Annotated in this window: 7 protein-coding genes; 3 read left to right on the top strand and 4 right to left on the bottom strand. The window is 70.9% G+C overall.

The annotated features are described in order from the left end of the window. Positions 1-9: 9 nt before the first annotated feature. Both Aiant_RS32425 and Aiant_RS32420 read right to left on the bottom strand, forming a co-directional pair. On the bottom strand, positions 10-2,766 hold the full coding sequence (locus tag Aiant_RS32425) for a glycosyl hydrolase family 95 catalytic domain-containing protein (protein WP_189333562.1): 2,757 nt from the start codon (positions 2,764-2,766) through the stop codon (positions 10-12). Positions 2,767-3,037: 271 nt separating this feature from the next. Beyond that, positions 3,038-4,462: an RICIN domain-containing protein gene (locus Aiant_RS32420; RefSeq protein ID WP_189333563.1), complete on the bottom strand. Its 1,425-nt coding sequence runs from the start codon at positions 4,460-4,462 to the stop codon at positions 3,038-3,040. Between the two features lie 136 nt (positions 4,463-4,598). Here Aiant_RS32420 and Aiant_RS32415 point away from each other — a divergent pair, with 136 nt between their 5' ends. Together Aiant_RS32415 and Aiant_RS32410 are read left to right on the top strand one after the other, a co-directional pair. Further along, entirely contained in the window at positions 4,599-5,795 is a 1,197-nt protein-coding gene (locus tag Aiant_RS32415; RefSeq protein WP_189333564.1) for an MFS transporter, read from the top strand. 71 nt (positions 5,796-5,866) lie between these two features. Further along, positions 5,867-6,031: a Flp family type IVb pilin gene (locus tag Aiant_RS32410; RefSeq protein ID WP_189333565.1), complete on the top strand. Its 165-nt coding sequence runs from the start codon at positions 5,867-5,869 to the stop codon at positions 6,029-6,031. Positions 6,032-6,053: 22 nt separating this feature from the next. Here Aiant_RS32410 and Aiant_RS32405 read toward each other — a convergent pair whose 3' ends face one another. Beyond that, on the bottom strand, positions 6,054-7,295 hold the full coding sequence (locus Aiant_RS32405) for a GDSL-type esterase/lipase family protein (protein WP_189333566.1): 1,242 nt from the start codon (positions 7,293-7,295) through the stop codon (positions 6,054-6,056). Positions 7,296-7,297: 2 nt separating this feature from the next. Further along, on the bottom strand, positions 7,298-10,240 hold the full coding sequence (locus Aiant_RS32400) for a glycosyl hydrolase 115 family protein (RefSeq protein WP_189333567.1): 2,943 nt from the start codon (positions 10,238-10,240) through the stop codon (positions 7,298-7,300). Between the two features lie 233 nt (positions 10,241-10,473). On the opposite strand from Aiant_RS32400, the gene Aiant_RS32395 reads away from it, so the two are divergent. After that, entirely contained in the window at positions 10,474-12,429 is a 1,956-nt protein-coding gene (locus Aiant_RS32395; RefSeq protein WP_189333568.1) for a PAS domain-containing sensor histidine kinase, read from the top strand. Positions 12,430-12,434 lie beyond the last annotated feature (5 nt).

Genomic DNA, 12,434 nt, shown 5'->3' with positions numbered 1-12,434 from the left:
TCTCGCGGTTCAGCTGGTGGTGACGGTGAGGGCGGTGGGCGGTACGTTCACGCCGGTCACCGAGGCGATCAGTCCGAAGCTGGTGGCGGCGCCGGGGGCAAGGGCGCCGTTGTACGCGGCGTTGGTCACCGTCACGTCCGGTCCGCTCTGGATGTAGGTGCCGTTCCAGACCTGGCTGATGACCTGACCACCGGGGAAGGTCCAGGAGACGGTCCATCCCCTGATCGCCGTGGCTCCCGCGGTCACCGTCACCTCGGCCTGGAAGCCACCGGACCAGGAACTCGTCACCGCGTACGCCGCCCGCGCGCCGCCCGGCGGCGACGACGGGGACGACGGGGACGGGGTCGCCGCGGGCCGGGCGGCCCGGTAGGTGTGGCCGGCGCGAGCGGAGAGCTGTACGGCGTCGGACTCCAGGCGAGTCACGGCGATGGTCGCGCCGTCGGTGAGGTCGGTGACGGTGAAGGTCCCGGTGAACAACTGGGCGCGCAGCCTGACGGCGCCGTCACGATCGGCCGTGATCAGCAGCTCGTCCGCCTGACCGGCGCTCCAGCTCAGTCCCACCGTGTATCCGCCCCGCGCCCGCAGGCCGGTCACCCGGCCGGCGGGCCAGGCGGCCGGCAACGCCGGCAGCAGGTGCAGTTCGGCGTTGTGGCTCTGCAGCAGCATCTCCGCGATGCCGGAGGTGGCGCCGAAATTGCCGTCGATCTGGAACGGCGGATGCAGGTCGAACATGTTGGGCGCGAGGCGGTCCGGGCGCACGAGATCGCCCAGCAGCTTGCGCGCCCGGGCGCCGTCCTCCAGCCGTGCCCAGTAATTGATCTTCCAAGCGAGCGACCAGCCGGTCCCGTCGTCGCCGCGCAACTCCAGGGTCCGGCGTGCGGCCTGGTGGAGCTGGGGAGTGCCGCGCTTGGTGATCTGGTTGCTGGGGTGCAGGCCGTACAGGTGGGAGACGTGCCGGTGGTTCGGCTCCGTCTCGACCCAGTCGGCCAGCCACTCCTGGATGTTTCCGCGCGAGCCGACGCGCATCGGTGGCAGCCGGTCCCTCGTCGCCCGTACCCGGGCCCGGAAGTCCTGGTCGACGCCGAGGATGTCGCCGGCCCGGTCGACCCCGTCGAACAGGTCGCGCAGGATCTGGTTGTCCATGGTGGGACCGGCGCACACGCTGGCGTTCGCGTGGTGGGGCAGTTCCGGCGAGTTCGACGGGTTGGTGACCAGATAGCCACGCGCCGGGTCGGTGACCAGCGTGTCCAGGAAGAACTGCGCGGCACCCCGCATGGCCGGGTAGTGATCGCGCAGGAAGCCGAGGTCGCCGGTGAAACGGTAGTGGTCCCAGATCAGGGTGGCGAGCCACGCGCCGCCGGTCTGCCACATGCCCCACAGCGCGCCGTCGACCACCGAGGTGCCCCGCCAGGCGTCGGTGTTGTGGTGGGCGACCCAGCCGCCGGCGCCGTACTGCGCCTGCGCCGTCCGGGCGCCGCTCACCGCCAGCTCCTTGATCATGGCGAAGACCGGCTGGTAGCACTCCGCCAGGTTGGTGGAGTCGGCCGGCCAGTAGTTCATCGGCAGGTTCGCGTTGAGGGTGTACTTCGAGTCCCACTGGGGGCTGGTCGAGTCGTTCCAGATGCCCTGCAGGTTGGCCGGCTGGGTGCCCGGCCGCGACGAGGAGATCAGCAGGTACCGGCCGAACTGGAACAGCAGCGCGGAGAACTGCGGGTCGTCGGCGGTGGCGTGCTGCGCGATCCGCACGTCGGTCGGCTGGTCGGCGGCGGCGGTGCGGCCCAGCTCGATCGTCACCCGGCCGAACAACGCCTGGTAGTCGGCGACGTGCCGGGTGCGCAGCTGGTCGTAGGAGAGGGCGCGGGCGGCCGTCAACCGGCTGCGCGCGATGCCCTGGTAGTCGCCGTTGACGGTGCGGTAGTCGACGTAGCTCGAGCCGATCGACACCAGCAGCGTCACGCTGGTGGCACCGGACACCCGCAGCGTGCCGCCGGAGCTTGCGACCGACCCTCCGGTGACGACGGCCTCGGCCAGGGCGAGGAAGCGGACGGATCCGGTGACGCCCTCCATGGTGCCGGAGATCCCGTCGAGGGCGATCATGGCGCCACCGGGGCTGGACGTGGTGGTGCGCTGCGGGCTGGCGAAGGTGCCGCTGAACGAGATCGCGCCGGCCCGGTCCGCCGTCAACCGGACGACGATCACCTGGTCCGGCGCGCTCGCGAACACCTCACGCTGGTGACGCACCCCGTTCAGCACGTACGTCGTGGTGGCGATCGCGGTCGTCAGGTCGAGCGTCCGGTGGTACTGCGTGGCCCCCGAGGCGGAACCCAGGGCCAGCCGGAGGTCACCGACGGTCTGGTACGCCAGCTGCCCGCCGGGCGTACCCATCATGGTCTGGTTGATCAGGTCCTGCGCCGACGTCCACTGGTCGGCGAAGACCCGGCGCCGGATCTCGGGCAGGGCCGCCGCTCCCCGGGAGTTGCTGGAGTCGTAGGGGCCACCGGCCCAGACGGTGTCCTCGTTCAGCTGGAGCCGTTCGGTGTCGACGTTGCCGAACACCATGGCGCCGAGGCGTCCGTTGCCGATCGGCAGTGCCCGCAGCCACTCCGTGCCGGCCGGCTCGTCGTACCAGAGGGCGAGGTCGCCGGCCGCACGCACCTCGGCGGGTGCTGCCGAGCCGGCCCGTGCGGCCGCCGTCCGGCCCAGTGGCAGGAGCGCCGCCCCGGCCGCGCCGCCGAGAAGCAGGCGTCTGCGTGTCACCTCGGGCATGGCGGTGCCTCCAAGCAGAGCTGAGTCGAATGCCGGACCCTCGTGGAAGCGCTCCCAGCGGCCCCCAGATTGCCAGATTGTTTCCGGCTCATCAAGCGAAAGACGTCAATGCAATGCGGTTTTCGGGGAGCCGCTTTTATAACACTTTCCGATCGACGATTTTTGAATAATGGCGCGCGGCGTTCCACCGGCCGGCACCGTGCCGAAGGGGCGCGGACCTGCGCGAACCCGGAGCCGCGAGATGCCTATCGGCAGCGAGCCGGCGGCGCCTTCACGCGGCGCTCCGCGTCCACTGCTGATTGGCGCCGCCGTTGCAGGTGTATTGGTGGATGTCCACGCCGTCGGCGGTCCCGGACCCGACCACGTCGAGGCACTTGCCGCTGTGCCGGGCGACCAGCGTCCCGTAGCCGCCCGAGACGACCCAGGACCACTGCTGGTTGGTGCCGCTGCCGCAGGTGTACTGGATGACGTTCGCGCCGTCCGCGGCCGACGCCGACGCCACGTCCAGGCACTTGCCGCTGTACTGGTTGACCACCCGGACGTACCCGTTGCCGAGGTCCTCGAAGGACCACTTCTGGTTCGCGCCGCCGTTCCAGGTGTACTGCTTCACCTCGGCGCCGTCCGCGATCGACGAGCCGACCAGGTCCATCGCCTTGCCGCTGGCGCGGCTGGTGACCCGGTAGTGGGTGAGCGGCGTGTTGCCGGCGACGTCCAGCCCCCACGAGTAGCGCAGCTGGTCGCGGCCGGAGTTGTTGGTGGTGGTCAGGGTCAGCGCGGTGCCGCTGCCGCTGATCTCCTGGAGCCGGTACGGGTCGGCGACCCGCACCCCCGGCCAGTAGACCGTGCCCAGCCCCTCCGCCCGCGCCTCGGCCGCCACCCCGCGGATGAACGCGATCATGTCGTTCGTCGTCGAGGGCACGTCGAAGTTGCGCCCGTCGGTCATGGTCGCACCGAATTCGGTGATCACCACCCGATTCGCGTACGCCCCGACGCTGCTCCGCAACGACTCCCGCCACGAGTCCTCGGTGTGCCGGCTCGCGTCGAAGAACTGGTAGATGTGCCGGGAGATGAGCGTGCCGTCGAACCGGGTGTCGCCGCCGATCGTGGTGAGCCGCTGGTTGTACCCGGCCCCGCTGATGATCACGCGGCCGCGCGGCACGCCGGAATACGTGCTGAGCCACTGGGCGGCCAGGTTCTTCCAGTCGGCGTCGCTGTAGCCGTACGGCTCGTTGAACGGTTCGAAGTAGACGCTGGCGTTCGACGAGTACCTGCTCACGATGGTCTGCCACATCGACCAATACTGGCCGGCGTTGTCGACCTTGCCGTCCCGGGAGCTGTTCGCCTCCCAGTAACTCAGGATGACCTTCATGCCCTTGGCGGCGGCCATGTCGATGGCGCCGGTGTAGGACGCCCAGTAGGACCCGGCGACGGTCGGGTAGTTGACCGGCATCCGGACCGTGTCGGCGCCCAGGTTGGTCGCGAAGCCGGTGAGGATCGCGTTCGCCTTGGCCTGGGTGGTGGCGTAGCTGTCGGCGGTGCTCAGCCCGCCGAGCACGAGGGTGTCGTCGACGAAGTTGTCGCGCTGGTCGGCCCAGTTCACCCCGCGGAAGCCGGTGGTGGCGGCGGTGACCGGGGCGCTCGGGAGGGTCAGGGCGCTGGTGAGCAGGAGCAGGACGAGGGGGATTCTTGCTCGCATGGCGAGGCCTTTCGTCTCGGCCGGCGGACACCGGCTGGGGATCGAGATGCCTCGATGTTAACGTAAACCTCCGTAAACGACCTCGTCTCCTGTTGGGCACCAACTCCCGGCCGCTGAGGCGTGAGATCATCCCGCCGTGCGTCGCTCGATCATCACCCTGCTCGTCGTCTGCCAGAGCGCCCAGGCGCTGATCTTCGGCGGGATCGCGCTGTTCCTCCCGCTGATCCGGACCGACCTGGGCCTGACCTTCGCCCAGGCGGGGACGCTGGCCGCGGCGAGCAACCTGACGTACGCCCTGATGCAGGTGCCGTCCGGATTCCTGGCCGACCGGTTCTCCCCGCGCACCCTGTTCCTGATCGGGCTGCTCAGGACGAACCTGCTGGCGGCCACGTTCGCCGTGCTCACGTCGTACGAAATCCTCCTGATCAATCAGGCCTTGTCCGGTTTCTTCCGGGCGCTGGTCTTCGCGCCCGGCCTGCTGCTGATCAGCGAGCAGTTCCCGAGCGACCGGCGCGCCACCGCGATGGGCCTGTACGTCGCCGGCGGCTTCTCCAGCAACATCCTGCTCAGCTCGCTCGGCCCGTGGCTGGTCGGCCCGCTCGGCTGGCGGCTGCTGTTCGCGCTGTTCGCGGCGGCCGGCCTGCTGGTGCTGGTGCTGTACCGGCGGGCGGCCGGACCGGCCGTGCCGAAGCCGCCCACCGGCGACCCGGCCCGGATCACCGACCTGCCGGCGCTGCTCCGGCACCGGATCGTCTGGCTGACCGGGGTGATCCAGTTCGCCCGGCTCGCGGTCGCCCAGGGGTTCACCTTCTGGCTGGCCACCTGGCTGGTGGTGGACCGCGGGCAGTCGCTGGCCACGGCCGGGCTGGTGGTCGCGCTCGGTGCCGCGGTCACCGCGCCGGCAAACTACTTCGGCGGCCTGATCTCCGACCGGCTCGGCCGGCCGCTGCTGGTGATCGGCGGTTCGCTGGCGATCCTGACCACCGGGCTGGCGCTGCTCACCTACGTGCCCGGGATGCCGGCGATCCTGGTGGTGGTCGCGATGATCTCGGTGGTGGTGCAGGTCTACTTCGGGCCGCTGTTCGCGGTGCCGATCGCGGTGCTCGGGCCGGAGCGGGCCGGGCTGCTCAGCGGGTTCGGCAACTTCTGCGCCAACCTGGGCGGTTTCGCGTTCGTCTACGCGCTCGGGGCGGTGAAGGACGCGACCGGATCGTTCCGGACCGGTTTCCTCAGCCTGTCCGCGCTGTGCCTGATCGCGCTGGTCGCGGCGTTCCTGGCCCGGCCGGTCGTGGCCGGCCGCAACCGATCGGGACCCGTACCGCACCGCGGATGAACCTCACCGGGGCGGCCGGCCCGCCGAAGAACAGGGTGCAAGTGTGGTGCACGTCGAAGAGGGAGATCCCCATGGACAAGCTCACCGAAGGCCGCCGCGACGACGAGGGCGCCACCGTCGTCGAGTACTCCCTGCTCGCCGCGATCGTCACGGGCATCTGCCTGGTCACCATCACCTCGCTGGGCCACCAGATCGCGCACGTCCTCACCGTCGCCGGCGGGTCCCTGCTCCCCTGATCGGGAACAGGGACCCGGCCGGTCAGAACAGGCGGCGCGGCACGGCGGCGGCGAGCGCCGCGTAACCCGCCGGGTTCAGGTGCAGGTGGTCGCCGACGTCGAAGGCCGGGTCGAGACGGGACGGCGCGGCCGGGTCCGCCACCGCGGCGGCGAAGTCGACGTACGAGTCGAACACCCCGCCCCGGATCACCCCGTTGACCGCCACCCGGGCCCGCTCCCGCAGCCCGCCCGGGTCGTCGTACCCGGCGTTCCCGCCGAACGGCGTGATCGTCGCGCCGTAGACCCGCAGCTTCTTGGCGTGCGCCCGCTGCACGATCTGCCGGTACGCCCCGGTCAGCGCCGTGATCGCCCGCAACTGCCCGGCCTCGGTGGCCTCCGCGGTCCCGATGTCGTTGACCCCCTCGAAGATCAGCACCCACGCGGCGCCGCTGACCCCGAGCACGTCCCGGTCGAGCCGGGCCAGGACGTTCGGCCCGAGGCCGTCGTGCAGCACCCGGTTCCCGCCGGCCGCCTGGTTGAGGATCGCCAGCCGCGGGTCGCGCCAGCGGGCGGCCAGCTGGTCGGGCCAGCGGTCGTTGCCGTTGGTGGTGGAGCCGCGGCCGTCGGTCAGCGAATCGCCGACGATCACCACACCGGCGGCCCGGCTGGCGACCACCTCGACCCCGCTGATCAGATACCAGTGATCGACCGGCGTCGCATCCGACATCTCGGACTTGTCCGTCCAGTCTCCATGGGCCAGCCAGGAGGTCGTCCGGGAACCCGGATGTGCCGTCAGGTTCAGCCCCGCCTGCCCGGTCGCGAGATAGGCGGAAACGGTCAGGTTCGCCCTGGCCGCGACGGGCATCGCCACCGGGTCCGAGACGACCTGCGCGCCGGCGGGCACGACGATCGACGGCAGCCCACTGAAGGTCAGCGGCCGCGAGCTGCCCGGGGCGATCCCGGACACTCCGGCTTTGCCGTCGACCGGCAGGGCCACGGAGGCGGCGGACAACGGCAGGTCCGTGGTGCCGAAGGCGTTGGAGAAGCGGACCCGCAGCCACTTCCCCCCGATCGAGGTGTGCACGGTCTGCCGCAGCGTGGTGTCCACCAGCACCGCGTCGGTCCCGGTGAACGGCGCCGGCGGCATGTTCCCCGGCTCGGTGAGCTGCGGCATCGCGGTCCAGGTGTGCACCCAGGACGCGCTGTCGGAGGCGGAGGCGGCGGACGGGACGAGGCCCGCGGCGACCGCGCCGGTCGATCCGGCCAGCAGGGCACGACGTTTCATGATCAGAACCTCCGGCTGGTCGGCGGACCGAGATAGCTGTACTTGACCCCGCCGGTGTCCACGATCAGCCGTTGCAGGATCACCGAGGAGTCCAGCGCCCAGAACGAGACGGTGTGCGTCCCGGCCCCGGCGATCTGGTGCGTGGTACTGGTGACGTTGACGTTGTCCGAGGTGTTGCGGGCCCACTGCCGGTTCATCGTGGTGTCGACGGCCCCCGTCGCCGCGACCGCGTCGACCACCTGCGGGGTGCCGCCGTCCACCGCGATCGCGTACCGGAGCTGCCCGTTGCGCGGCGCCAGCAGCGCGTTGATCGTCACGGGGCCGGCGCTGGTCAGCGTCACCCGGTAGTCGAGCCGGGCGTCGCCGCCGCCGGCCGGCATGATGCCGTCACCGGTCTTGCCGATCCCGGGCAGCACCCGCCAGTCACCCGCCTTGCGATCGAAACCGGTCGCCGGGATCGACACGTAGCCGTTCGCCTCGGCATAACCCCGCGGCGTGATCCCGGGGTTGCGGACCGGCGCGCGGACCACGACCGCGCTCCCCGCGCCTTCCACCCTTATCGGTACGACGGTGAGCCCGGCCGGGGCTCGCCGCCAGTCGACCGACACCACCGCCCGGACCTGCTTCCCCACCGTCCCGGTCGCCGGCGTCACGCGCACCCACGGCTGCTCCGCCGTGATCGTGTAGGCGAACGGCGTGGTGCCCTTGTTGTAGACGTCGACGTACTGCTGCGGCTGGGCCTGCCACGGGCTGAACTCCGGCAGCGTGGTGGCGTCGCCGCCGTCCAGCGCCACGCCGAGCGCCGCGTCCGCCGGGACCTCGATGCGCTTGAGGTACGGGTAGATCTCGTCGGGCAGCGCCACGTTGTTGAGCTCGGGCTGCTGCCACGGGGCGTTCGGGCCGTACCGGGCCACGTTGCCGTACCCGATCTTGGGTTGCAGCTGCCAGTCCTTCCACTTCCCGCCGGCCAGCGCGGTGTTGTAGTGCGCGTTGAGCGCCTGGTCCTCGGCGAACCGGGCCTCCGCCTCGTCGGCCAGGTCGTTGGTGGCCGCCCGGCCCTGCGCGGCGTACAGGATGTTGGTGAACTCGGCGCGGCGCAGCCGGTACAGGTTCGCGGTCGCCTTCACCTGGTAGTAGACGAGCTGGAAGAAGGCGTCCTGCCAGGCCTCCGGCACGCGTCTTCTGATCGATTCGGCGCGGGCGGCCAGGGCCTGCCACTCGGCGACCACCCGGTCCATCTCGCGGTAATCGGTGAGGCTGAACGGGTTGCCCTGGTCGTCGTAGACCACGGCGGTCGGGTCGGTGGTCAGGTCCTTGGCGGGGTCGACGGTGATCCGGCGGTTGAGCAGCTCCGGCTTGCGGCGGGACTGGAGCCGGCCGTACCCGGAAAGGACCTCCGCGATCTCGGCGGACAGTGCCGTGCCGAAGTTCTCCGCCGCGAAGCGGCGCTCCCAGGCCTCGATGCCGCCCAGCGGGACGGCGTCCGGATTCCAGGCGTAGTCGAGGAAGAACTGGGTGGGCTCCTCCTCGTTCTTCAGGTCGCCGACGTTGGCCACCCAGAGCCGGTCCACTCCGGACGCGTACGCGCGGTGCAGCTGCTCCCAGGTGTTGGTCAGGTTGGCGGTGTCCACCCACTTGTAGTTGCGGCCGTCGCCGACGTAGTCGAAGTGGTAATACAGGCCGTAACCACCGCTGCGGGCCGGGAGCGACGGGTCGGGCAGCTTGCGCATGTTGCCCCAGTTGTCGTCGCAGAAGACCACGGTCACGTCGTCCGGCGGGCGGTAACCCTTGTCCCAGTAGCGCTGCACCTCCTTGTAGAGGGTCTGCACCTGCGGCGCGCCCAGCATGCCCTCCTCGCCGAGGATCTGCCGCTGGGTGTCGATGATCGAGCTCATCAGGTCGATGCCGTCGCCGTCCGGCAGGCTCACGTCACCGTTGCCGCGCATGCCGAGCGTGACCACGCCCTCGATGCCCTGGTCGCGCATCCGCTCGATGCCGGCCCGCCAGTAGTCCTTGATCGCGTCCGGGTTGCGCCGGAAGCTCCACTCCCCGGTGCCGGTGGGGTGCCGGTTCCACTCCTCGATGCCGCGCATCATCGGCGCCTCGTGCGAGGTGCCCATGACGACGCCGTAGTAGCTCGCGGTGGCGTGGTTGGCCGGGTCGTCCTCGGCGAACGCGCGGCCCCAGACGGCCGGCCAGAGGTAGTTGGCCTTGAGCCGGAGCATCGTCTCGAAGACCTTGGCGTAGTAGTTGGCGTTCAGCCCGCCCGGGTAGCCGGGCGCCTTGCCCGGGCCGAAGAAGGCGGGTGCCCAGGTGCCGGTGTCCGGGTTCTCGTCGTTGATGAAGACACCGCGGTACTTGACCTTCGGGGTGCCCTGGCTGTGCCGGCCGGGCAGGGCGTACAGCGCGTCCGCGTGCGGGACCGGCACGTCGTCCCAGAAGTGCCAGGGCGAGACGCCGATCCGGCGGGACACGTCGTAGACGCCGTAGATGGTGCCGCGCTGGTCGCTGCCGGCGATCACGAAGGCACGCCGGACGCCCGGCAGGGGATGCTCGACGACCTGCTGCAACGAGGTCTCCCACCGGCCGGCGACGCCGTGGGTGTCGAGCTTGCCGGCCGCGATCAGGCGGTCGATCAGCGCCGACCGTCCGATGGTGCCGACGATGATCGGGTCCCGCCCGGCGGGGACGGTGTCCTGGGCGGTCGACGGGGTGACGCCGGTGGCCGCGCCGAGGTCGGAGCGCAGGTCGCCGGCTGCCCGCAGCACGCCCGGGTAGTCGTTCGCACTGGTCACGATCGGTGCGGCGACCAGCGGGAAGCGGCCGGGGCCGGGCCGGGTGGAAATGTAGTCGGCGGTGCTCTGGGGGGTGGGGGCGGCACGGGCGGGGACGGGGGTGAGGAGGAGGGCGAGCACGGTGAACGCGCCCGCGAGGGGGCTTCGCATGGGTACGCCTCCGGTGGATGAAGCGCTCCGAAACTTTCGGTAACATGCCGATCGGTAACGGCAACGTATAGCCATGCGTCTATAGAGTCAATGAGTGCAGCAGGACCTCGGTCCGGCATATCGTCCGAAACTTTCATAGATTCCGCCGGACCGCAGGTCAGCGGACCGTGGTGCCACCCCCGACATCTCAGCTCCGTGCGGCGCCGTCCGATAGGACAAACGTGCCGGATCAGATGTTTCTGCTGGCCAATCTGGTGATCATGGTGGCCTACGCGGCCATCACGGCGGCCATCGTCGTGCCGGTCGGACGCGCCGGCCAGCTGCGCAGCAACAAACTCGCCACCGCCACCGCCATGATCTTCTTCAGCTGCGCGGTCGGGCACGGCCTGCACGCGTTCGCCATGCTGCTGGCCGAACTTCGCGGGGCCCGGCACCCGGCCACCCACGCCGACACGGCCGACTGGTTCTGGACCTCGGCGGTCTGGGACACGCTCACCGCCACCGTGGCGGTCTACTACTGGACCCTGCGCCGGAACTACCGGGTGCTGCTGGCCCCGGGCGCGATCTACGACGACCCGTGGAGCCGGGACCGGCTGGACCGGGCCGACGCCCGGGAACGAGCCGCCCGCGACGTGGCCGAGGCGCAGCGGGCGATCCTCGCCACGGTGGTCCAGCACAGCGCGGACGCGATCGCCGGGCTCGATCCGGACGGCCGGTTCACCGCCTGGAACAGCGGCGCCGAACGGATCTTCGGGTACACCGCCGAGGAGGTCATCGGGCAACCGGTCAGCATCCTGGCCGACGCCGGGTCGACCGCCGCCGACCAGCTCGACTGGCTGGAACGGGTCCGGAACAGCCCCGGTGGCGTCAGCTACGAGGGCCGGCGGCTGCGCAAGGACGGCACACCGGTGGACGTGGCCATGGCGATCTCGCCGATCCACGACCACGGCGGCGCGCTCGCCGGCTTCTCCGCGGTCGTCCGGGACGTCACCGCGGCCAAGGAGCACGCCGAACGCCAGCGTGCCGTGCAGGAGCGCACCCAGCAGGCGCAGCGGATGGAGAGCCTGGGCAACCTGGCCGGCGGGGTGGCGCACGACTTCAACAACATCCTGGCGATCATCGCGAACTACACCGAGTTCGCGATCGAGGAGACCGGCGACCGACCGGAGGTGCGGGCCGATCTCGTCCAGGTGCGCACCGCCGTGGAGCGGGCCACCAATCTCACCCGGCAGCTGCTCACTTTCACCCGGGGCGACGCCATCCAGCCGCGCAACGTCTCGCTCAACGCGGCGCTGGCCGAGGTCCAGGCCATGCTGGAGCGGACCATCGGCGAGCACATCCACCTGGTCGCCCGGCCGTCGTCCGTCCCGCTGACCGTGCACGCCGACCCCGGCCAGCTCCATCAGGTGCTGCTGAACCTGGCGATCAACGCCCGGGACGCGATGCCGGAGGGCGGCACGCTGGTGCTCGAGGCGAACACCGCCGACCTGGACGGCAACGAGGTCAACATGCAGCCGCCGCTGCCGGCCGGCCGGTATGCCCGGCTGCTGATCAGCGACACCGGCGAGGGCATGCCGCCGGAGGTGGCGGCCCGCGTCTTCGAGCCGTTCTTCACCACCAAGCCACGGGGCAAGGGCACCGGGCTGGGCCTGGCCACCGTGTACGGCATCGTCACCGAGGCCGGCGGCAGCATCAACCTGTACTCGGAGCACGGCGTGGGCACCACGTTCCGGATCTACCTGCCGCTCGTGGACGCCCCCGCCGACCTCCTGACCGGCGGGCAGCCGAGCAGCCCGCCGCGCGGCGACGGGCAGACCGTGCTGGTGGTCGAGGACGAGGTGGCGCTGTCCCGGATCATCACCCGGATCCTGACCGAGAACGGATACCGGGCGGTGACCGCCCCGGACGGCCGGTCGGCGCTGGCCAAGTACCAGCAGCACGGCTGCGACCTGCTGCTGACCGACGTGATCATGCCGGAGATGTCCGGGCCCCGGCTGGCCGAGCTGCTCCACGAGCAGCAGCCGGACCTGCCGGTGATCTTCATGTCCGGGTACAGCAACGGGCTGCTCGGCACCACCCACGTGCTCGACGACGACATCGCGTTCCTGGAGAAGCCGTTCACGGCCGCCGACCTGCTGCACAAACTGGCCGCGGCCAGGACCGCCGACGCCGTGACCCGCACTCCTTGACCCCG

The sequence above is a fragment of the Actinoplanes ianthinogenes genome, assembly GCF_018324205.1.
GTDB classification, from domain to species: domain Bacteria; phylum Actinomycetota; class Actinomycetes; order Mycobacteriales; family Micromonosporaceae; genus Actinoplanes; species Actinoplanes ianthinogenes.
This window is presented reverse-complemented; position numbering and strand designations above follow the sequence as displayed.

Coding starts and splice junctions, on each gene's coding strand:
- Aiant_RS32410 (WP_189333565.1), top strand. CDS start 5,867: ATGGACAAGCTCACCGAAGGCCGCCGCGACGACGAGGGCGCCACCGTC.
- Aiant_RS32405 (WP_189333566.1), bottom strand. CDS start 7,295: ATGAAACGTCGTGCCCTGCTGGCCGGATCGACCGGCGCGGTCGCCGCG.
- Aiant_RS32420 (WP_189333563.1), bottom strand. CDS start 4,462: ATGCGAGCAAGAATCCCCCTCGTCCTGCTCCTGCTCACCAGCGCCCTG.
- Aiant_RS32395 (WP_189333568.1), top strand. CDS start 10,474: ATGTTTCTGCTGGCCAATCTGGTGATCATGGTGGCCTACGCGGCCATC.
- Aiant_RS32425 (WP_189333562.1), bottom strand. CDS start 2,766: ATGCCCGAGGTGACACGCAGACGCCTGCTTCTCGGCGGCGCGGCCGGG.
- Aiant_RS32400 (WP_189333567.1), bottom strand. CDS start 10,240: ATGCGAAGCCCCCTCGCGGGCGCGTTCACCGTGCTCGCCCTCCTCCTC.